Here is a 19826-nt window from a genome sequence, read left to right as displayed (position 1 = left end):
GACGCCTCGTTCAGACCTCGATCACCCGGCCAGGACGTCCAGGGCGCGGTCCACGTCCGCCGCCCCGTTGTAGAGGTGGAAGGACGCCCGCAGATTGCCCGCCCGGGCGGACACCAGCACGCCGGCCTCCCGCAGGGCGGTCTGGCGGTCGCCGAGCCCCGGCACCGCGACGACGCCGGAGACGTCCGGCACCGGCGCGTGGCCCAGCTCGTCGAGCCCGGCCCGGAAACGGGCGGCGAGCGCCTTGTTGTGTGCCTCGATCCGCTCGATGCCGATCTCCTCCAGAAGGGCCAGCGAGCGGGCCGCCCCGTGGTACGAGAGGAAGGCCGGCGGCTCGTCGAACCGCCGCGCGGACCGGGCCAGGTCGCGCACCGGGCCGTAGCTGTTGACCCACAGGTCCTCGCCCGCCACCCATCCGGCGTGGATCGGGACGAGCGAGTCCTGCGCCTCCTCGGTGACGGTGAGGAAGGACGAACCGCGCGGGCAGAGCAGGAACTTGTAACCCCCGGCCACCGTGTAGTCCCACTCCCCCGCCCGCAGCGGCAGCCAGCCGGCCGACTGCGTGGCGTCGAGCAGTGTCCGGGCGCCGTGCGCGGCCGCCGCCGCCCGTACCGCCGCGAAGTCGGCCGTCCGGCCGTCCGCGGACTGCACGGAGGAGAACGCGACGAGGGCGGTCTCGGGGTTGATGGACTCCGCAAGGCGTTCCAGCGGCACGAAGCGCGTCTTGAGGTCGCCGCGGACCGTGAAGGGGGTGATCACGGAGCTGAAGTCACCCTCGGGGAAGAGGATCTCCGAGCCCGTCGGCATCGACTGCGCGATCATCCCGACATGGACGGAGACCGAGCTGCCGACCGCGACCCGCTCGGGGTCGACACCGACGAGCCGCGCATAGGTGGCACGCGCCTCGGCGACGATCTCGAAGCTGCCGGCCCCGTCCGGCCGGCCGTCCGCGGTCTCCTCCGTGAGGAGGGTGACCGCCTCGATGGTGCGACGGGGCAGCAGCGCACAGGCGGAGGTGTTGAGATACGTGTACTTCGGCGCGAACTCGGCGCCGCCGAGAGGGTCCATGACATCCATGGCCCCAGCCTGTGCTCCCCCCGACCTCCCGTCAATGACGAACGATCATGGGGAGCGACAGGAGACGCTCAGACCTCGCAGGTGCCGTCGGCGTCGCAGGCGGGCGCGTCGATGCCGGCCGGCTGCATCGTGCGGCCCTGCCAGGCCTGTTCCAGGGCCTGGGTGAAGATCTCGGCGGGCTGGCCGCCGGAGATGCCGTAGCGGCGGTCCAGGACGAAGAAGGGCACGCCGTTCGCGCCGAGTTCGGCGGCCTCGCGCTCGTCCGCCCGTACCGCGTCCGCGTACGCGGTCTCGTCGGCGAGGACGGAGCGGACCTCGGTCTCGTCCAGGCCGGCCTCGACGCCCAGTCGGACCAGGGTCTCGGTGTCGAAGACGGACCGCTCCTCGGCGAAGTTGGCGCGGTAGGCGAGGTCGAGCAGGTCGTTCTGACGGCCGCGGTCCTTGGCCAGATGGAGGAGACGGTGGATGTCGAAGGTGTTGCCGTGGTCCCGGCCCTCCGTGCGATACCCGAGGCCCTCGGAGTGCGCGTTGGAGGCGACGTGGGCCTCCATGGCGCGGGCCTCGTCCAGGGTGCGGCCGTACTTCCGGGCCAGCATGTCGATCACCGGCGCCGTGTCACCCTTGGGCCGGTTCGGGTCGAGCTCGAAGGAACGGTGCACCACCTCGACGTCGTCGCGGTGGGCGAAGGCCGCCAGCCCCTTCTCGAAGCGGGCCTTGCCGATGTAGCACCACGGGCAGGCGATGTCGCTCCAGATCTCGACGCGCATGTTCTTGCTTCTCTCCGGGGTCGGGGGGTGTTCCGCGGTGGGAACGCCGCGGGCCGCCCGGTTCATTCCGTCGCGGGCTCCACTGTGAGACGGAGCACGAGGTGGGTGCCGGAGCGCGGAGCGCCAGTGTCCGGGGTCCAGCCGTGGGCGGCGTAGAAGGCCTTGGCCCGCTCGTTCCGGTCGAAGACCTGCAGCCGGGCGGTGGTGACGCCCTCGGCGCGCCAGGCCTCCAGGCAGGCGGCGTGCAGCTCGGCGCCGACACCGCGGCGCCACCGGTCGGGCCGGACGTGGAGCTGGGTGAGCGTCATGACGCCGTCGACCGGTCGGTACGCGGCGACGCCCGCGACCTCGCCGTCCCGCTCGGCGCAGAGGACCTGGCCGCGGCCCACCGCCCCGCTCCAGGCGGCCCGGGTGCGGGCGAGCTCCTCCGGGCCGGCGTACTCCTCCTCGGGGACATGGCCCCGGTAGTAGGTGGCCCGCGCCGCCAGGTGCAGGGCAGCGATCGTGTCGAGGTCGTCGGCGTTCGCGTGTCTGATCACTCCGTCGAGGACGCCGGCGGCCGGGCCGCGGTTGCGGGCGGCGCCGCCTGACGGCGGTACTGCCCCGGGGCCATCCCGTACTCCCGTTTGAACGCCTTGGCGAAGGCGAACTCCGAGGCGTACCCCGTCCGCCCCGCGACCGTCCGCAGTGGCGTGTCGTCCGTGCGCAGGAGCCGACCGGCCGTCGTCATCCGCCACCACGTCAGGTAGGCGAGCGGCGGGCGGCCCACCAGCGCCGTGAACCGCCGGGCGAAGGCGGCACGCGAGAGGCCCGCCTCCGTGCCGAGTTCCTCCACCGTCCAGGCCCGGGCCGGGTCGCCGTGGATCGCCCTCAGGGCCGCGGCGACGGCCGGATCGCCGAGCGCGCCGGACCAGCCCGTCGCACGGTCGGGGCGCTCCGTCAGCCACCAGGTCCGCAGCAGATAGAGCAGCAGCGTGTCGAGCAGGGCGGGGACGACGGCGTCGGATCCGGGTTGCGGCTCGGCGAGTTCGGCGCCGAGCAGGTCGATCGCGGCGCGCAGCCGCGGGTGGGCGCCGACCCGGGCCGGGATGTGGACGAAGGGCGGCAGCTCGGTGAGGAGCGGATGGGCCCGCGCCCGGCTGAGCTGGTACGCGCCGCACAGCAGCAGGGTCTCGTCGGTGCCGACCGGTCCGCGGTCGGGGATCGAGGGCCAGGAGCCGTCGGGAGCCTGGACGGCGTCGACGAGCGGGGTGGACGGATGGTCGGCGAGGCCGTGGCCGGTCCCGTGAGCGAGCAGGACGACGTCTCCGGGACCGAGCCGGACGGGCGGGGCGCCGTCCGGGGGCAGCAGCCAGGCCGCGCCCTGGAGGAGGACGTGGAATCCGGCGCCCTTGCTCGCGGGGAACCGGAAGCCCCAGGGCGCGAACCTGACCGTGCGGGAGGAGTGGGGCCGTCCGGTGCGCATGGCGGCGATGGCATCGCTCAGTACGTCCATGCCGGCACCGTACCCCCGCCGATCACCGTCGGGTGGGAGACGATCGGACATGGAGGAGAGGTTCCGGGACATGGATCGTCTCTTCCCCGCCCGCCTACCGTCGTCCGCATGACGAAGGACACCGTGACAACGGACATGACGACAAGGGCGGTTCTGTTCCACGAGGCCGGCGGCCCGGAGGTGCTCCGGGTCGAGGAGGTGCCGCTGCGCGCCCCGGGTCCCGGCGAGGTGCTCCTGCGGGTCGAGGCCATCGGCCTCAACCGCGCCGAGGCGCTCTTCCGCGCCGGCACCTACTACTATCCGGCGACGCTCCCCGGCTCCCGGCTCGGCTACGAGGCGGCGGGGGTCGTGGAGGCGGTCGGCGAGGGCGTCGACGCGTACGCCCCGGGCGACCCGGTGCTGGCGGCCGCCAACTTCGACTTCGGGGTGCACGGGGTGTACGCGGAGCGGGTCGTGCTGCCCGAGGAGTACGTGGTGCGTCGGCCGGAGGGCGTGGACGCCGTGACGGCGGCGGCGGTGTGGCTGGCGTACTCCACCGCGTTCGGCGGCATGGTGGAGGCGGGCGGGCTGCGCCCCGGCGACCATGTGGTGATCATGGGCGCTTCCAGCGGCGTGGGCACGGCCGCGATCCAGACCGCGCTGCGGGTCGGTGCGGTGCCGATCGCCACGACGCGGGGCGAGGACAAGCGCGAGCGGCTGCTCGACCTGGGCGCCGCCCGGGTGATCGTGACGGAGAGCGAAAACGTGGTGAAGGAGGTGAAGCGGTTCACCGGCGGCCGGGGCGCGCGGGTCGTCTTCGACGCCGTCGGCGGGCCCGGCTTCGCCACCCTCGGCGACGCCCTGGAGCCCGGCGGCACGGCGGTGCTGTACGGCTGGCTCGATCCACGGCCGGCCGCCGTGCCGATGAACTGGCCCCTGACCGTGCGGGGTTACGCGAACGGCGCGGTGGTCCGCACGGCCGAGGGGCGCGGCCGGATGGCCGGGTTCATCGGCTCCGGACTGCGAGACGGCTCGCTGGCGCCGGTGATCGCCGAGACCTTCGAGGGTCTGGAGCGGATCACCGACGCCCACCGGCTGATGGAGTCCAACACCCACACCGGGAAGATCCTGCTGACCGTCTGACGGTGGTCAGCTCTCGCGGCGGGGCAGGCCCAGGGGGTTCCCGTCCCGCAGCTCCGGCGGGAGCAGGTGCTGCGGGGTCGACTGGTACGTGACCGGGCGCAGCCAGCGCTCGATCGCGGTGGCACCGACCGAGGTGGAGGTGGAGGTGGTGGCCGGGTACGGTCCGCCGTGGTGCTGGGCGCCCGCCACCGCCACGCCCGTCGGCCAGCCGTTGACGAGCACACGCCCAGCGAGGGGGGTGAGTTCGGCGAGGAGGCCGGCGGCGTCCGGGTCGTCGTCGGCCGCGATGTGCAGGGTGGCCGTGAGGTTGCCGGGGAGCCGGGAGAGGATCTCGCTGATCTCCTCGCGGGAGGCGTAGCGCGCGACGACGGTGACCGGGCCGAAGCACTCCTCGAAGAGCAGTTCGTGCTTGCCGTCGACCAGGGTCTCGGCGTCGACGGTGAGCACGCCCGCGCTGACGGTGTGGTCGCCGCCGGGGCCGGGGGTGACCGGCGCGGTCACCCCCGGGAGGCCGGCCCGCTCGCGGACGCCGCCGACGAAGGCGTCCCGCATCCGGTGGTCCAGCATCACGCCGGGCTCGGTCTCGCTGACGGCCGCCGTCAGGGACGCCACGATCCCGTCGCCCGCCTCGCCCCGGGGGGCCAGGACGAAGCCGGGCTTGGTGCAGAACTGGCCCGCACCCAGGGTCATCGAGCCGGCGAGCCCGGCCCCGAGCTCCGCGGCCCGCTCGTCCGCCGCCGCGCCGGTGATCACGACCGGGTTGAGGGAGCCGAGTTCGCCGTGGAAGGGGATGGGGACGGCCCGGGCCGCCGCCGCGTCGAAGAGCGCCCGCCCGCCGCGTACCGAACCGGTGAAGCCCGCCGCGGCGACCAGCGGGTGGCGGACGAGCTCGACGCCCGCCTCGAAGCCGTGGACGAGGACGACCACGTCCTCGGGCAGCCCGACCTTCGCGGCGGCCCGGCGCAGCAGGGAGGCGCAGAGCTCCGAGGTGGCGGGGTGGTCGGGGTGGGCCTTGATCACGACGGGGCAGCCGGCCGCGAGGGCACTCGCGGTGTCGCCGCCGGGGACGGAGAAGGCGAGCGGGAAGTTGCTGGCCGCGTAGACGGCGACGACGCCGAGCGGGATCTTCCAGCGGCGCAGGTCGGGCGTGGGGGGCGTCGTGGTGGGATCGGGCAGGTCGATCCGGACGTCGAGGAAGGAGCCCTCGTCGACGACGTCCGCGAAGGAGCGCAACTGCGCGGTCGTACGGGCGAGTTCGCCGGTCAGCCGGACCGGGCCGAGCGCCGTCTCGGCGTCGGCCGCCTCGATGACGTGCGTGCCGGCCTCGTCGAGGAGATCGGCGGCGGCCCGCAGCAGGGCCGCCCGCGCCGTACGGTCGGCGAGCGCGGCGCGGGCGGCGGACGCCGCACGGACGGCCCGGTCCACCTCGCCGGCTGTGGCCTCCACCGCAACCTGCTCGCGCGGCTTCCCTGTCCGGGGGTCCACACTCCACACTGATTCAGCCGCCACCGCCACGCCCCTCTTCACGCTCTGTTCGCTATTCTGAACAGGATTCCTGTAGATGAACGGGACTCTATTGACGGGTGTGCCCTCTCCACAAGAGGCACCAACAGAGGGGCGAGGGCAATGTCGACTGCCGACACGGGTGGGGCCCAGGTCAAGTCCGCGGTGCGTACGGTGGAACTGCTGGAGTACTTCGCCGGGCGGCCGGGGATGCACTCGCTCGCCGCGGTCCAGGAGGCCGTCGGCTACCCCAAGTCCAGCCTGTACATGCTGCTGCGCACCCTCGTCGAGCTGGGCTGGGTGGAGACGGACGCGACGGGCACGCGGTACGGCATCGGAGTGCGGGCCCTGTTGGTCGGCACCTCGTACATCGACGGCGACGAGGTGGTGGCCGCCGCCCGGCCCACCCTGGACCGGCTCTCCGACGACACCACCGAGACCATCCACCTGGCGCGGCTCGACGGCACCAACGTGGTCTATCTGGCGACCCGTCAGTCCCAGCACTACCTGCGGCCGTTCACCCGGGTCGGCCGCCGCCTGCCGGCCCATTCGACCTCGCTGGGCAAGGCGCTGCTCGCCACCCACAGCGACGAGCAGGTCCGCAAGCTGCTCCCGGAGACGCTGCCCGCGCTGACCGAGCACACCATCACGGACCGCGAGGGACTCATCGAGGAGCTGCATCTCATCCGCGAGCAGGGGTACGCGGTGGACCGCGAGGAGAACACCCTCGGGCTGCGCTGCTTCGGCATCGCGATCCCCTACCGGACCCCGGCGCGGGACGCCATCAGCTGCTCGGTGCCGGTGGCCCGGCTCACGCCCGGCCACGAGCAGATGATCAAGGACGCGCTGTTCGACGCGCGCGACCGGCTGACGCTGGCGACCCGCCGGCTCTGACCCTGGCCTCCGGTTCTGATCGGCCACGGCTCACGGTTCTGATCACCCACCGCCCGCGCCTCCGATCAGCGAGCGCCCGCGGCCCGATCAGCCACGCTCCGCCAGGGCCCGCTGCCACACCGGGCTGTCGACGTAGTGGTTGTCGAACCGCTCGGAGGACTCCTTGATCTCCTCGAAGCTCGCCTCGCCCCGCATCACCCGGCCGAGCAGCCGCAGGTAGTCGAAGCGCGCCATGCCCGGCGTGAAGACGAACAGGACGTCGGCCTCGGCGCCCGGCGCCGCCGCGAAGGCGTGCGGCGTGCGCGGCGGGACGAGCAGGAAGTCGCCCTGCTCCAGGACGGTGAGCTCCTCCCCCACCAGCACCTGGAGCGAGCCTCCGAGGACGAAGAACATCTCCGACGCCTTGGTGTGGAAGTGGGCCGGCGCGCCGACGGCGCCCTTCGCGAAGGACGAGCGGTAGCTGGTGAGCAGACCGCCGGTGGTGTCGGAGTCGGCGAGCAGGGTCATCACGCTGCTCGGGTCGGCGGTGGTCTCGGCATGGGCGGCGCGGGTCAGGAGCGGGGCGAAGGTCTGCGTCGTGTTCATGAAGATCACTCTAGGCCGGTCAGTGACCTGGTGAGGGGTGCATTTCCCGCCCGGAATCATGGGTCAATTCTGGACCGGGTGCCGAAGGCCGGACGAGGCGCTTCTCCGCCGCGCGGCGGAGGCTGTTCGTCGCCGGGCAGGAGGTGCGGGGGCCACCGGGACGGAAGCGTGGAGGCCATGACACAGACGCTCCCTCTCCCCGGCACCGCGACCGGCCGACCGACCCCGGCCCGCCGGATCCTGCGCGCACTCGCCGTCGTGGCCTGCGTCCCGTACATCTCCCTCAAGGTCGCCTGGGTCGCCGGCAGCGAGATCGGCATCCCGCCCGGCAGTGTGCTGCTGGACCACCGGGCGTTGCTGATCGTCGCCAACTCGGTCTCCGTGGTGATGGACGCCATGGTGGTCCTCCTCGCCCTGCTGCTCACCCAGCCCTGGGGCCTGCGCGTGCGGGCCTGGCTGCTCGCGTTCCCCATGTGGGCCGCCACCGGACTGCTCTCCCCGATCATGGTCGGCTTCCCGGCGCAGCTCGTGCTCTCCGTCTTCGCCGGCCCGCAGAAGCACGAGTCCGGCGGGAGACCGTTCCTCGACGAGTGGGTCTTCGGGGCCGTCTACGGCGGCTTCATCGGCCAGGGTCTGGCCCTCGGCGCCCTCTTCCTCCTCTACACGCGGGACCGCTGGGGCCATGTGTGGCGCGGCACCCTGGACGACCTGCCCGCCCGGCTCTCCGGCACGGCGGTACGTGTCACCGCCGTCGTCGCCTCGCTGCTCGCCCTGGCACCCTGCGCCGTCCGGCTGATGTGGGCCCTCGGCTCGACGCACGGCCTCTCCGCGGGCCAGATCTCCCAGCGCACCGAGGAGTTCCACCTGCTGGAGTGGATGCGGCTGCTCTTCACGGCCGTCGCCGTCGTCACCGTGCTCATGCTGGTCTTCGCGGGAACCTCCGGGCGGCGGACCGGGGCGCTGCCCGTCCGTACGCCCCTGGGCCTCGCCTGGGTCGCCACGGGCGGAGTGGGCTGCTGGGGGGCGTACATGACCCTGGTGACCTTCCTGCCGGACACCGATCCGGACAAGGCCTTCACCGGCCTGGCGCGGCTGACCTACGCTGGGGAAATGATCACCGGGTTCCTGCTGGCCGCCTGCGTGGCCGCCTTCCTGCGGCGCCGGAGCGCGAGCGCGTGAGACGTCCGGGCACCCGGCTCCTCGGGCAGCGGGCCAGGCTGCGCTGGATCCATCTGATCCTGGGTGGCGCCCTGTTCATGCCGTACTGGCTGGTCGGCACCGTCGTCATGGGGCCGCTGAGCGACGGACAGTCCATGTTCTCGGCAAGTCTGCGGGTGCAGTTCGGGGCGTACGCGATCGGCCTGCCGCTCGCCGCGCTCACCTCGCTCTTCCCGCTGACCCGGCCGATGTCGGTGGCGGCGGCGGGGGCGCTGTGCGGGATCGCGCCAGGCCGGCTCGCGGACGGGCCGGCGAGGGGCCGGGGCGCGCAGGCGCGGACGGCGGGCTGGTTCACGCTCCATCTGGGGCTCGGCGCACTGGTCAGCGGCGCGACACTGGCCCTGCCCCCGTTCGCGGTGTCGCTGATGGCGCTGCCGTTCTCGGCCTCGCTGCGGGAATCCGAGCTGGCATCCATGTGGGGTCTCGACCGGTCGTGGGCGCCGTGGGTCTGCCTCCCGGCGGGCCTGCTGATGCTGATCGCGCTGGCCGCCGTCGCGGCGGGCACGGGGGCGTTCCTCGCCCGGCAGGCGCCGCGGCTGCTCGGGCCGAGCCCGGCTGACCGGCTCGCCGCGGCGGAGCGGCGTGCCGCCGAACTGGCCGTGCGCAACCGGCTCGCCCGTGAGCTGCACGATTCGGTCGGCCACGCGCTGAGCGCGGTCACGCTCCAGGCGAGCGCCGCGCGCAGGGTCCTGGACAGCGGCGAGGAGCAGGACCGGGAGTTCGTGCGGGAGGCACTGGAGGCGATCGAGGAGACCACCCGGCGCACGGTCGGCGAACTGGACTCCGTCCTCGGCCTGCTGCGCCGGGACGAGGAGGACGCGGCGGACGGGGAGCTCGCGAGTCCCGGTCTCGGCTCGCTCGACGCGCTGCTCAAGGGGGCCGGCCGCGAGGTCGCCCTGACGGTGACCGGGACGCTCGACCGGGTGCCGGACGCGGTCTCGCGGGAGGCGTACCGCATCGTCCAGGAGGGGCTGACGAACGCGGCCCGGTACGCGGGCGGTGAGCGCGTGAACGCGCGCATCGCCCTGACCGACGAGGACTTGGAGATCACGATGGAGAACCCGCTGCCCGCCCGGGCGCCGGTGGCCCGCCCCGACGGCGGCCGCGGCCTGCGCGGCATCGCCGAACGCGCCCGGCTGCTCGGCGGCACGTCCGAGGCGGGAGCGTCGGGCGGCGTCTGGCGTCTCGCCGTCCGGCTCCCGGTGGGAGGCCACCGATGAGCGGCCCGATCAGGATCGTCCTGGCCGACGACGAGCGGATGGTCCGCACCGCCCTGCGGGTGATCCTCGACGCCGAACCGGACCTGGAGGTGGTCGGCGAGGCGTCGACCGGCGCCGAGGCGGTGCCGGTGGTGCGTGAACTGCGGCCGGACGTGGTGCTGATGGACGTACGGATGCCGGAGGTCGACGGGATCCGGGCGACCGAGCAGATCCTGGCGACGCTGCCCGAACCGCCCCGGATCGTGGTCGTGACGACCTTCGAGAACGACGCGTACGTGTACGACGCGCTCCGGGTGGGCGCCGCCGGGTTCCTGCTGAAGCGGGCGGCGGCGGAGGAGCTGGTGAGCGCCGTACGACTGGTGGCGCGCAGCGACTCGCTGCTCTACCCGGCGGCCGTACGGGGCCTCGCCGCCGAACACGCCCGGCGCAGGCCGCCGGCGCCGCCGCGCTGGGCGACCCGGCTGACCGAGCGGGAGGCGGAGGTCCTGCGGCTGATGACGACGGGGATGACGAACGCGGAGATCGCGGACCGGATGGGTGTCGGCCCGGCGACGACCAAGAGCCACGTGGCGGCGGTCCTGTCGAAGACGGGCGCGCGGGACCGTACGCAGGCGGTGATCCTGGCGTACGAGTCGGGGTTCGTCACCCCGCGTTGAGCGGGCCCTCACCACCGGTCCCCGCGCGCTCACCCCCCGTCGACGAAGTGGCGCCCGGTATGAAGGTTCCCTGAGAAACGGGACACACCCGGAACATCCGGCGCCCTGCCGTTCGTCCCGCACATGGGATGAATAAGACGATCAGGCGCGCCTCGGTCTTCGCGCTGCTCCTGGTGCTCGCCCTGCTGGGCCGGGCGACCTGGGTGCAGGCGTACGAAGGCAAGGCCCTCGCAGACGACAAGAACAACCGGCGGAAGGTCATGGCGCAGTACGCGCAGCCGCTCGGGAACATCATCGTGGCCGGCTCGCCGGTCACCGGTTCGAAGAAGACGGAGGGCGGCGACCTCGCGTACAAGCGCGACTACACCGACGGCGAGCTCTACGCGGCCGTCACCGGCTACAGCTCGCAGGCGTACGGCGCCACGCAGCTGGAGGGCATCTACGCCGACGTCCTGGACGGCACCGACGACCGGCTGAAGAACCCGCTGGAAGCCCTCACCGGCAAGCAGCAGGAGCCCGGGGACGTGCTCACGACGATCGACCCCGCCGTGCAGAGGGCCGGCTACCAGGCGCTCGGGAAGAAGAAGGGCGCCGCCGTCGCCATCGACCCGAAGACGGGGCGGATCCTGGGCATGATCTCCACGCCCTCCTACGACCCCTCGAAGATCGCCGGGATGACGGACGGGGCGAGCTGGCGGGAGCTGACCACGGACGACGACAAGCCGCTGGTCAACCGCGCGCTGCGACAGCCCCTGCCGCCGGGTTCCACCTTCAAGCTGGTCGTCGCCGCGGCCGCGCTGGAGGAAAAGCTCTACGGCTCCGTGGACACGGCGACCGAGAGCCCGAACCCGTACACGCTGCCGAACACCCGGACCGTGCTGAAGAACGAGAACGCCTCCGCGCCCTGCGAGAACGCGACCATCCGCACCGCGCTCCAGTACTCCTGCAACAACGTCTTCGCCAAGATGGCCGTCGATCTCGGGCAGGACAAGGTGAAGGCGATGGCGGACAAGTTCGGCTTCGACGACGCCGAGCAGGACGTGCCCGTACGCGCCTACCCGAGCGTCTATCCGTCCGGCATGGACAAGGCGCAGACGGCACTGACCGGTATCGGGCAGTTCGATGTGACCGCCACCCCGCTGCAGATGGCCATGGTGTCCGCCGCGATCGCCAACGACGGGCTCATGGCGTCGCCGCACATGGTTTCGCGGGTCGTCGACTCCGACGGTGACACCCTCGACTCCTTCGAGGACGGGGACACCCGGCGGATCGTCTCCTCCGGGACGGCGGAGCAGCTGCGCAGCGCGATGGTGACGGTGGTCGAGAAGGGCACGGGCACGAACGCGGCGGTCTCCGGCGCGGAGGTGGGCGGCAAGACCGGTACCGCACAGCACGGCGAGAACAACAGCAAGACGCCGTACGCCTGGTTCACGTCCTACGCCAAGGACGCCGAGACGGGCAAGGAGGTCGCCGTCGCCGTCCTGATCGAGGACTCGGGCGCGGCGCGCTCGGAGGTCAGCGGCAACGGGCTGGCGGCCCCGGTGGCGCAGAAGATGATGAAGGCGGCGCTGAGGTGACGGCGGGGCCCGCGACACGGTATGCAAGGTCCCTCAAGATCCGAGCACAGTTTCGATCCCGCGGAGGACCGCCGTGCGCCTGCCCCGTTCCCTGTCCGGCTGGACCATGGCCGTCTTCGGGCTGCTCGCCGCGGGATTGGGGGTGGTGGGGCTGGTCTCCCCGGACGCCATGCTCACGGTCATGGGCTTCGACCCCATACCGAAGGCGAGCCGCGCGGAGGGAGACCACACCCTGGTCTTTCTGACCGCCTCCTCCATGGCCGCGCTGAATATGGGCGTCTACTACGTCCTGGCCTCCCTCGCCGACTGGAAGCCCTTCTTCCGCTGGACGGTTCCCTTCCGTCTCCTCACCTGCGCCGTCTTCACCATCGCCGTCGTCACCGGCCGCGCACCGGCCGGGTTCCTCGGCGTGGGCATCTGGGAGGGCCTCGGCGCGCTGGCCACGGGGGCGGCCCTCCGGTACGAGAAGCGGTCGCCCCGCCCGTAGACGGGCCTACTCGACGCCGGGCAGCTGCTGGAGACGCCGACCACCGTGCCCATCGTGTCGAAGAAGTCGCTGAGCAGCAGGGTGAGACGAGCAGCACGAGGGTGACGACTTCGATCTGTTCGAAGGCGCCGAAGAGACTGAAGGAGCCGACGAAACCAGCAGACGCCGCTCACCGATCCGGCCTGATCACAAGGCACCCCTAGGTCATCTGCCCGATCCGCACGGGCCACCTCAGAGGTCAGGCTGCGGGCATGAAGGGGACGGCAGGGCTTTATCTCTCCGGGGTGCTGGTGTCCGGCTTCGGCTCCACGGCGATGTGGCTGGCTTCGGGGATCTGGGTCAAGTCACTGACCGGCTCGGACAGTCTGGCGGCGCTGACCGTCTTCGCGCTGTGGGCGCCGGTGCTCCTCGGCCCGCTGCTCGGCACGGTCGCCGACCGCGTGCGGCGCAGGCCGCTGATGGTGTGGTCGAACGCGGCGATGGCGGCCCTGCTGCCGACGCTGCTGTGGGTGGATTCCGCGGACCGGGTGTGGCTGCTGTTCGCCGTGCTCGTGCTGTACGGGGCGCAGGGGGCGGTCCACGACGCGGCGGAGGCCGCGCTGGCCGCGGGCGTCCTCGACAAGCGGCGGCTCGGGGACTTCAACGGGCTGCGGACGACGGCGAACGAGGGCATGAAGCTGATCGCCCCGCTCGCCGCGGCGGGACTCCTCGCCCGGTACGGCGGCGGTCTGGTCGCCCTGCTCGACGCGGCGACCTTCGCCGCGGCCGCCGGCCTGTTCGCGCTGATGCGGGTGCGGGAGGAGAGGCCGGCGCGGCGGGAGTCGGCGCACTGGCTCCGTGACACGGCGGAGGGACTGCGGACGATCCGGTCCTCCCCGGTGCTGCGTCCGCTGGTGGGGACGGGGGCGTTCACGATGCTGCTCGCCGGCCTCAACGGAGCGGCGGTCTACGCGGTGGTGGACAGCGGCCTCGGCCGCTCCCCCGCGTACGCGGGCGTGCTGTACGCCGTCCAGGGCGCGGGTTCGGTGGTCGCGGGGCTTGCGGCGGGGCCCCTGCTGCGCAGGGTGCCGGAGCGGCTGGTGTCCGCCGCCGGGCTGGCCCTTTTCGCCACGGCGGCGGGGCTGCGGGCGGTCCCGCACGACGGGGTGGCCCTGGCCGCGAGCGCGGTGATCGGCCTGGGGCTGCCCTCCGTCCTCCTCGCCGCGATGACGGCCGTTCAGCGGGAGGCTCCGGCGGACGCGGTGGGCCGCGCGGCGGCGACCGCGCACACGCTGCTCTTCGTCCCGAACGCGGTCGCCCTGGCGGTGGGCGCCGGTCTGGTCGCCTTCCTGGACGTACGGGTGCTGCTCCCGCTCCTGGGCGTGGCGGGCCTGGCGGTGGCGGGAGTGACGGCTGCCCGCCACCGCGCGTGAGGCCCCGCGTCAGCCGAGCGCCCGCAGGGCCTCCCGTACCGCCGTGAGGTCCGCGTTCGAGGCCAGGCCCGCGTGGTAGAGGCGCAGTTCGGTCGCTCCGGCGTCCGCCGCGCGCTTGGCGTCGTCGGCGAGGAGACGGGGGGAGCCTCCCATGCCCGTCACCACCGGGAAGTTGGCCGCGACGACGGAGGAGGGGCGAGCCCGCCCCGCGAAGGGGGCCACCGAGGAGGCCGGGGTGACCACGCCGTCCGCGACGGCGAGGACGTGCGCCGGGTCGGTGCCCACGTTGGCGCCGCAGCGGTACGGGAGCGGATCGGCGTGGAGCAGGACGCGGAAGCCGGGTGGGGCGGCCGCCCGGACCGCGCCCACGGCGGCCTCCTGGAGGGCGCGGGAGCACCGGAGGCGCCAGGCCAGAGCCGGGCCCTCGAAGGCGCCGAGGCTGCCCGCGGGGCCCCCGGCCCAGACCGGTTCCAGTGCGTCCCGCACGGCCGCCGCCAGCCCGTCGGGGTCGACGCCCTCCTCTCCGTACCCCCGCACGCAGGAGGGGCAGAAGCAGAGGGACATCAGGTACTGCTCGGCGTCGCCGAGCACCACGCCCGCCGTCTTGTCGTGGGCGTGGAGATGCGCGAGGCCGTACCAGCCGCAGGACTCCAGCTCCGTGCCGGCCGCTCCGGGCCGTACCGCCGCCTCGGCCGCGAGGCGGACGAGGTAGGCGCGGACCTCCGGCTGCGCGATGCACGGCGCCCAGGGGTAGCGGTCGCCGTAGGCGTTGACGACCGAGGTCTCCGGACGCTCCGCACCCAGGCGGGAGTTGTGGGCGAGGACGACCCAGCTGTGGACCTCAAGGCCCGTGTCGGCGAGGGCGTGGGCGGCCGCGCCGTACGCGTCGCCCGGCGCCCACTCCCCCGCCGGGTACGGCCGCAGGTCGTGTCCGGACCAGCGGGCGGGGTCCGGCGGGTAGAGGACGGCGGCGTACTCGGCGGTGACGATCCGGTGCCGCGGGTGCCGGGGCGTGAGGGCGCGCGTGGAGTGGTAGGCGGAGGCGAGCGTGACCTGCCGGACGCCGAGGTCCGCGAGCAGGGCCGGCGCGGCGGGGTCACCGACGACGTCCCAGGGGTAGACGAAGGTTCCGGCCCTCACGCGTCCGCCTCCCCGGTCGCGAGCAGGGCCCGGCCGCGCTCGATGATCACGGCGAGCTCCTTCAGGTGCTCGGGCGCGGGCTCGCTCAGCGGCGGCCGGACCTCGCCGACGTCCAGACCCCCCATCCGTACCGCCGCCTTGACGAGGGACACCGCGTAGCCGCGTCCCTTCGCCCGCAGTTCCACGAGGGGCCGGTAGAAGCCGTCGATGAGCCGGTTCACGGTCGCGTCGTCGCCGGAGGTGAGGGCCCGGTGGAAGGCGAGGGCGATGTCGGGGGCGAAGCAGAAGACGGCGGAGGAGTAGAGGGTGACGCCGATGCCCCGGTAGGCGGGTCCGGTGAGTTCGGCGGTGGGCAGGCCGTTGAAGTAGAGCAGGTCGAGGCCCTCGGCGCGGACGGCGCTGACGATCCGCTGCATCAGGTCGAGGTCGCCGAGGCCGTCCTTGAGTCCGATGATCCCCTCGGCCCGGGCGAGGGCGACGGCGGTCTCGGGGGTGAGGATCGCGTTGTCGCGCTGGTAGACGACGACGTCGAGCGAGGTGGCGGCGGCCAGTTCGGTGTAGTGGCGCAGCAGCCCCGCCTGGTCGGCGACGACGAGGTACGGGGGCATGGCGAGGAGGGCGTCGGCGCCGGCCTCCTCGGCGAGCCGGGCGTAGCGGATCGCGAGCGCCGTTCCGTAGCCGGCGCCGGCCAGGACGGGGACGCGGCCGGCGGCCTCCTCGACGGCGGCGGCGACGCAGACGCGGAACTCCTCGGGGGTGATGGCGTGGAACTCGCCGGTGCCGCAGCAGGCGAAGACGGCGGCGGCCCCCGCCTCGATGCCGTCCCGTACGTGCGCGCGGAAGGTGTCGAGGTCGACGGCGCCGTCCGGTCCGAAGGCGGTGACGGGGAAGAACAGCGGGCCGTCGAGCCGCTCGACGAGCGGGGCGGCGGGCGGGGCTGAGGTCACGGGCGCTCCCTGAGAAGTCCGTCGTGCACAGTTCTGACTGTTGTCCATATTCTTGAACAACTTCACGCTAGAGCAGTGCCGAAGCGCCGGTCAAGGCGCAAACCCGCTTCCCCGCACGGCCTTGACGGTCCATGAGGCCGCTCCCTACCGTGTCCATGGTTGTGAATGTGATCCACGGACGGAGACTGACGTACATGCCCACACCCCGCACCGTCCTGCTCACCGGCGCCGCCGGCGGCGTCGGCACGCTGATGCGTGAGCTGCTGCCCGCGTACGGATACGAGCTGCGGCTGCTCGACCTGGCCCCCGTCGACGGCGCGCCCGACGCGATCGTGGCCGACCTCGCCGACCGGAAGGCGCTGCGGGAGGCCGTCCGGGGCGTCGACTCCATCATCCATCTCGCCGGGATCTCCCTGGAGTCCACCTTCGAAAAGATCCTGGCCGCCAACATCACCGGCCTGCACCACCTCTACGAGGCCGCGCGCGAGGAGGGGGTGCGACGGATCGTCTTCGCCTCCAGCAACCACGCCGTCGGCTTCACCCCGCGCCCGCGCGGGGACGACCCGCTGATCCCCGTCGGCACCCCGCACCGGCCCGACACCTTCTACGGCCTGTCCAAGTGCTTCGGCGAGGATCTGGCCCAGTTCTACTGGGACATGCACGGGATGGAGACCGTGTCCGTACGGGTCGGGTCCTGCTTCCCCGAGCCGACCTCGGTCCGGATGCTGTCGATGTGGCTGAGCCCGGCGGACTGCGCCCGCCTCTTCCACGCGGCCCTCACCGCCGAGCACGTGGGACACACGGTGGTGTACGGCTCCTCCGCCAACACCCGGCTCTGGTGGGACCTCTCCTCGGCGCGTGCCCTCGGCTACGAACCCCAGGACGACTCGGAGCCGTACGCGGAGCGACTCGTCGCCGAGCAAGGGCCCCTGTCGGACGACGACCCGGCGGCCGCGCACCTGGGCGGCCACTTCTGCACCGACCCGCCGCGCTGGCCCCACTGACGGCCCGACGGATACACGGGCCCGGCCGGACTGATGCGGGGGCGCCGGCCGGAGCCCGGGTCACGGCATGCGTTGGCACACGCGGACGGGGGGAACGCTAGAACGTCCGGCGGCGCGCCGCGATCCGCTCGGCGCACCGGCTGTCCGAAAAGCGCGACGATCACGACGGGCGGGGCCCGGCGGGGTGATCAGCCTCCCGAACGGAGGGTCTGCGAGGGCGTCTCGCCGAACCGGGTCCGGTACTGCGCCGCGAACCGTCCCAGGTGCGTGAAGCCCCAGCGCCCGGCCACCTCGCTCACGCTCAGCTCACCCGGCCCCGCGCCCCGGAGCTCCTGGTGGACCCGGTCGAGCCGGACCTCCCGTAGGTACGCCATCGGCGACATACCCACGTACTCCCGGAACGACTCCTGGAGCCGGCGCACGCCGACCCGGGCCAGGCCGGCGAGTTCGGTGGTGGTGAAGGGGTGCTCGGGGCAGGCGAGGACCGCGTCCATCGCCCGCTTCACGGGTGCGGGGCGCAGCGGCTCCGACGGGTGGGCGAGCTCGTCCCGCCAGGGGTGCTCGGCAGCCAGGAGCAACCCGTTGAGCAGGGCTTCCTGCAGCGGCGCGGCCACCAGCGGGTGCTGGGCCAGGCTGTCCCCGGCGAGCGCCTCGTGCGCCACCTGTCGGGCGAAGCGCACCCAGCTCAGCCCGGGGCCGCGCGCGACGTCCAGGCGCGGCTCGAAGGCGAGCGGGCCGCGGAGCGGGCGGCCGAGGAGGCGTTCGAGCCGGTCGGCCAGCGCGGTCGCGCCGATCTTGACGGAGACGGCCCTGCAGTCCCCGCTCCACCGGTCCAGGACGGTGTCGCCCGACGGGTCGAGCACCACCGCGTCCGTCGCCGTCGCGACCACCGGCGCGCGACCGCCCTGGCGCAGTTCCATGGTCCCGGTGAGCGGGGCGTTGACGTGGAACGCGCCCAGCTCGCCGAAGCGCATCCGGACATCGGCCCCGCAGGCCAGGTCCCCGATGACCAGCGGTCCGAGCTCGACGGTGTCGAACCGGGCGGCGAAGGTCCGTTCCCGCCGCTCGATGACGTCCATGAAATTGGCGTAGTACCGCGCGTCGATCTCCTGCCGCGCCTCGTCCACGTCCCGCGTCCGAAAAGAGCTCCCACCCACGAGGCGAAAGAATATTCGCATGACGGAGCCGGCCGGGACCGGCAGGATGCCCGTCATGCCACGGCCCCATGGATTCGTCTACGAGCAGCGCGCGAACGGCACGGTCGTCCTCACCCACCAGGGACGCGCCGCCGGCACCCTGCGCGGTCCCCGCGCGGAGAAGTTCCTGGCGGAGGTGGTTGCGGGGGACGCCCAGCTGGTCATGGCGCGCTGGACCGGCGCGTACAGGTTCGGCAACGAGCGTGCCGGGAAGAACCACCCCCGTCACCAGGGTGGCCGAAGGGGAGGAAGGTAAGGGAACGGCAAAGCGGTCTCGCTCGTTACCCCTGGCATGACCGCTATGACCCCCGGCTCGAACATCCCTCTCTCCGCCGCGCGCGTGGCGGTGGACGTCGCCGCCCCGGTGCGGCTCGACGTCTCGGGCCTGCTGCTCAACGCCGACGGCAAGGTGCGCTCGGACGACGACTTCATCTTCTACAACCAGCCCGCCGGCCCCGGCGTGACGTACCGCTCGGGCGGCGGCACGACTCCGGACGCGATCGTGGTGGACACGGCCGCGGTGCCGCCCGGCATCGAGAAGATCGTCGTCACAGCGAGCCCCGACGCGGCCGGCCAGTCGTTCCAGGGCATCGAGCCCACGGCGACGATCCGGAACGCCGACGACGGCACCGTCCTCGCGACCTTCACGCCGCCGCGGCTCGGCACGGAGACGGCGCTGGTGATCGTGGAGATCTATCTCCGGGGCGGTGCCTGGAAGGCCCGTGCGGTGGGCCAGGGATACGCGAACGGGCTCGCCGGGATCGCCACCGACTTCGGCGTCTCGGTGGACGAGGAGCCCGCGGCGGCGGCCCCGGCCGCGGCGCCCGTCACGCCGGCGGCGCCGCCGGCTCCCGCAGCGGACCCGCGGATCGCCGCCCCGACGCCTCCCCCGCCGGCCGCTCCCCCGGCGGCGCCCGCAGCCCCCGTCTCGACGGGCAAGATCAACCTGGACAAGGGCCGGGTCAGCCTCCAGAAGAACCAGACAGTGTCCCTGGTCAAGGGCGGCCGCCCGCTGCTCTCCCAGGTCAAGATGGGCCTCGGGTGGGAGCCCGCGTACCGCGGCAAGGACATCGACCTCGACGCCTCCGTCATCGCCTACGGCCCGCAACGCAACCACCTGGACAGCTGCTACTTCGGCAAGCTGTCCATCCTGAACGGATCGATCAAGCACTCCGGGGACAATCTGACGGGCGAGGGCGCGGGTGACGACGAGGTCATCGTCGTGGACCTCGGCCGTCTCCCCGCCGACGCCACCGGCCTCGTCTTCACGGTCAACTCCTTCTCCGGCCAGAAGTTCACCGAGGTCGCCAAGGCCTACTGCCGCCTGATGGACGCGGCGACCGGCGAGGAGCTGGTCCGCTTCGACCTGACCACGGCCGAGCCGCAGACGGGCGTGATGATGGCCAAGCTCATCAAGCAGTTCTCGGGCGAGTGGGAGATGACGGCGATGGGCGAGTTCGTGAAGTCGCGGACCGTCCGGGGCATGGTCAAGCCGGCCGCCCAGGCGCTCTGAACGGCCGGCCGTG

General features: G+C 73.1%; 20 protein-coding genes. 11 read left to right on the top strand and 9 right to left on the bottom strand.

Annotated elements, in window-relative coordinates:
* Window positions 1-21: 21 nt before the first annotated feature.
* The 4 genes from IE136_RS02905 to IE136_RS02890 form a co-directional block, all read right to left on the bottom strand.
* Window positions 22-1068, bottom strand: a complete 1047-nt coding sequence (locus tag IE136_RS02905; RefSeq protein WP_373308988.1) for an aminotransferase class V-fold PLP-dependent enzyme — start codon at window positions 1066-1068, stop codon at window positions 22-24.
* Window positions 1069-1145: 77 nt separating this feature from the next.
* Complete coding sequence (locus IE136_RS02900; RefSeq protein WP_189599294.1) at window positions 1146-1844, bottom strand: DsbA family oxidoreductase; 699 nt, start codon at window positions 1842-1844, stop codon at window positions 1146-1148.
* Between the two features lie 62 nt (window positions 1845-1906).
* Entirely contained in the window at window positions 1907-2383 is a 477-nt protein-coding gene (locus IE136_RS02895) for a GNAT family N-acetyltransferase (RefSeq protein ID WP_158986110.1), read from the bottom strand.
* Window positions 2380-3339 (bottom strand): AraC family transcriptional regulator, encoded by a 960-nt coding sequence (locus IE136_RS02890; RefSeq protein WP_158986112.1) that lies wholly within the window; start codon window positions 3337-3339, stop codon window positions 2380-2382. Before IE136_RS02890 ends, IE136_RS02895 begins: the two co-directional genes overlap by 4 nt.
* Before the next feature lie 108 nt (window positions 3340-3447).
* On the opposite strand from IE136_RS02890, the gene IE136_RS02885 reads away from it, so the two are divergent.
* A complete protein-coding gene (locus IE136_RS02885) occupies window positions 3448-4461 on the top strand; it encodes a zinc-dependent alcohol dehydrogenase family protein (protein WP_229818602.1) in 1014 nt (337 codons plus the stop codon).
* 6 nt (window positions 4462-4467) lie between these two features.
* Here IE136_RS02885 and IE136_RS02880 read toward each other — a convergent pair whose 3' ends face one another.
* A complete protein-coding gene (locus tag IE136_RS02880; RefSeq protein WP_158986114.1) occupies window positions 4468-5970 on the bottom strand; it encodes an aldehyde dehydrogenase (NADP(+)) in 1503 nt (500 codons plus the stop codon).
* 117 nt (window positions 5971-6087) lie between these two features.
* Between IE136_RS02880 and IE136_RS02875 the strand changes: the two genes are divergently transcribed.
* Window positions 6088-6858: an IclR family transcriptional regulator gene (locus IE136_RS02875; protein WP_158986116.1), complete on the top strand. Its 771-nt coding sequence runs from the start codon at window positions 6088-6090 to the stop codon at window positions 6856-6858.
* 87 nt (window positions 6859-6945) lie between these two features.
* Here IE136_RS02875 and IE136_RS02870 read toward each other — a convergent pair whose 3' ends face one another.
* Window positions 6946-7443, bottom strand: a complete 498-nt coding sequence (locus IE136_RS02870) for a cupin domain-containing protein (RefSeq protein ID WP_189599293.1) — start codon at window positions 7441-7443, stop codon at window positions 6946-6948.
* A gap of 177 nt (window positions 7444-7620) precedes the next feature.
* On the opposite strand from IE136_RS02870, the gene IE136_RS02865 reads away from it, so the two are divergent.
* The 6 genes from IE136_RS02865 (at window position 7621) to IE136_RS02840 (ending at window position 14013) form a co-directional block, all read left to right on the top strand.
* Window positions 7621-8622, top strand: a complete 1002-nt coding sequence (locus IE136_RS02865) for a hypothetical protein (RefSeq protein WP_158986118.1) — start codon at window positions 7621-7623, stop codon at window positions 8620-8622.
* The gene (locus tag IE136_RS02860) at window positions 8619-9881 is read left to right on the top strand and encodes a sensor histidine kinase (RefSeq protein WP_229818601.1); all 1263 of its coding nucleotides are present in this window, start codon (window positions 8619-8621) and stop codon (window positions 9879-9881) included. Before IE136_RS02865 ends, IE136_RS02860 begins: the two co-directional genes overlap by 4 nt.
* A complete protein-coding gene (locus IE136_RS02855; RefSeq protein ID WP_158986120.1) occupies window positions 9878-10537 on the top strand; it encodes a response regulator transcription factor in 660 nt (219 codons plus the stop codon). Before IE136_RS02860 ends, IE136_RS02855 begins: the two co-directional genes overlap by 4 nt.
* Window positions 10538-10665: 128 nt before the next feature.
* Window positions 10666-12114 carry a peptidoglycan D,D-transpeptidase FtsI family protein gene (locus IE136_RS02850; RefSeq protein WP_158986122.1) on the top strand — a complete coding sequence of 483 codons (1449 nt, stop codon included), beginning with the start codon at window positions 10666-10668 and terminating at the stop codon, window positions 12112-12114.
* Between the two features lie 106 nt (window positions 12115-12220).
* On the top strand, window positions 12221-12601 hold the full coding sequence (locus tag IE136_RS02845) for a hypothetical protein (RefSeq protein ID WP_158994133.1): 381 nt from the start codon (window positions 12221-12223) through the stop codon (window positions 12599-12601).
* 251 nt (window positions 12602-12852) lie between these two features.
* A complete protein-coding gene (locus tag IE136_RS02840) occupies window positions 12853-14013 on the top strand; it encodes an MFS transporter (RefSeq protein WP_189599292.1) in 1161 nt (386 codons plus the stop codon).
* A 9-nt stretch (window positions 14014-14022) separates the two neighbouring features.
* Here the strand turns inward: IE136_RS02840 and IE136_RS02835 are convergent, their stop codons facing one another.
* Together IE136_RS02835 and IE136_RS02830 are read right to left on the bottom strand one after the other, a co-directional pair.
* Window positions 14023-15153 carry a hypothetical protein gene (locus IE136_RS02835; RefSeq protein ID WP_189599291.1) on the bottom strand — a complete coding sequence of 377 codons (1131 nt, stop codon included), beginning with the start codon at window positions 15151-15153 and terminating at the stop codon, window positions 14023-14025.
* Window positions 15150-16100 carry a 5-dehydro-4-deoxyglucarate dehydratase gene (locus IE136_RS02830; RefSeq protein ID WP_373308980.1) on the bottom strand — a complete coding sequence of 317 codons (951 nt, stop codon included), beginning with the start codon at window positions 16098-16100 and terminating at the stop codon, window positions 15150-15152. The genes IE136_RS02835 and IE136_RS02830 overlap by 4 nt, the downstream gene beginning before the upstream one ends.
* A gap of 194 nt (window positions 16101-16294) precedes the next feature.
* Between IE136_RS02830 and IE136_RS02825 the strand changes: the two genes are divergently transcribed.
* On the top strand, window positions 16295-17104 hold the full coding sequence (locus IE136_RS02825; RefSeq protein ID WP_158986126.1) for an NAD-dependent epimerase/dehydratase family protein: 810 nt from the start codon (window positions 16295-16297) through the stop codon (window positions 17102-17104).
* Window positions 17105-17292: 188 nt separating this feature from the next.
* On the opposite strand, the gene IE136_RS02820 is transcribed toward IE136_RS02825, so the two are convergent.
* Window positions 17293-18231: an AraC family transcriptional regulator gene (locus tag IE136_RS02820; protein ID WP_229818600.1), complete on the bottom strand. Its 939-nt coding sequence runs from the start codon at window positions 18229-18231 to the stop codon at window positions 17293-17295.
* Window positions 18232-18316: 85 nt separating this feature from the next.
* Between IE136_RS02820 and IE136_RS02815 the strand changes: the two genes are divergently transcribed.
* Together IE136_RS02815 and IE136_RS02810 are read left to right on the top strand one after the other, a co-directional pair.
* Entirely contained in the window at window positions 18317-18556 is a 240-nt protein-coding gene (locus tag IE136_RS02815) for a hypothetical protein (protein WP_158986130.1), read from the top strand.
* A gap of 36 nt (window positions 18557-18592) precedes the next feature.
* Window positions 18593-19813, top strand: a complete 1221-nt coding sequence (locus IE136_RS02810; RefSeq protein ID WP_189599289.1) for a TerD family protein — start codon at window positions 18593-18595, stop codon at window positions 19811-19813.
* Window positions 19814-19826: the final 13 nt, after the last annotated feature.

The sequence above is a fragment of the Streptomyces lateritius genome (assembly GCF_014649715.1).
GTDB lineage: Bacteria > Actinomycetota > Actinomycetes > Streptomycetales > Streptomycetaceae > Streptomyces > Streptomyces lateritius.
Note: the sequence above shows the minus strand (reverse complement) of the source record. Positions and strands in the feature narration are given on the sequence as shown.

What these genes read in the sequence shown, in the direction of transcription:
- IE136_RS02905 (WP_373308988.1), bottom strand. Translation starts at nt 1,068, where the DNA reads ATGGACCCTCTCGGCGGCGCCGAGTTCGCGCCGAAGTACACGTATCTC.
- IE136_RS02900 (WP_189599294.1), bottom strand. Translation starts at nt 1,844, where the DNA reads ATGCGCGTCGAGATCTGGAGCGACATCGCCTGCCCGTGGTGCTACATC.
- IE136_RS02890 (WP_158986112.1), bottom strand. Translation starts at nt 3,339, where the DNA reads ATGGACGTACTGAGCGATGCCATCGCCGCCATGCGCACCGGACGGCCC.
- IE136_RS02885 (WP_229818602.1), top strand. Translation starts at nt 3,448, where the DNA reads ATGACGAAGGACACCGTGACAACGGACATGACGACAAGGGCGGTTCTG.
- IE136_RS02875 (WP_158986116.1), top strand. Translation starts at nt 6,088, where the DNA reads ATGTCGACTGCCGACACGGGTGGGGCCCAGGTCAAGTCCGCGGTGCGT.
- IE136_RS02870 (WP_189599293.1), bottom strand. Translation starts at nt 7,443, where the DNA reads ATGAACACGACGCAGACCTTCGCCCCGCTCCTGACCCGCGCCGCCCAT.
- IE136_RS02865 (WP_158986118.1), top strand. Translation starts at nt 7,621, where the DNA reads ATGACACAGACGCTCCCTCTCCCCGGCACCGCGACCGGCCGACCGACC.
- IE136_RS02855 (WP_158986120.1), top strand. Translation starts at nt 9,878, where the DNA reads ATGAGCGGCCCGATCAGGATCGTCCTGGCCGACGACGAGCGGATGGTC.
- IE136_RS02850 (WP_158986122.1), top strand. Translation starts at nt 10,666, where the DNA reads ATGAATAAGACGATCAGGCGCGCCTCGGTCTTCGCGCTGCTCCTGGTG.
- IE136_RS02845 (WP_158994133.1), top strand. Translation starts at nt 12,221, where the DNA reads ATGGCCGTCTTCGGGCTGCTCGCCGCGGGATTGGGGGTGGTGGGGCTG.
- IE136_RS02840 (WP_189599292.1), top strand. Translation starts at nt 12,853, where the DNA reads ATGAAGGGGACGGCAGGGCTTTATCTCTCCGGGGTGCTGGTGTCCGGC.
- IE136_RS02825 (WP_158986126.1), top strand. Translation starts at nt 16,295, where the DNA reads ATGCCCACACCCCGCACCGTCCTGCTCACCGGCGCCGCCGGCGGCGTC.
- IE136_RS02815 (WP_158986130.1), top strand. Translation starts at nt 18,317, where the DNA reads ATGCCACGGCCCCATGGATTCGTCTACGAGCAGCGCGCGAACGGCACG.
- IE136_RS02810 (WP_189599289.1), top strand. Translation starts at nt 18,593, where the DNA reads ATGACCGCTATGACCCCCGGCTCGAACATCCCTCTCTCCGCCGCGCGC.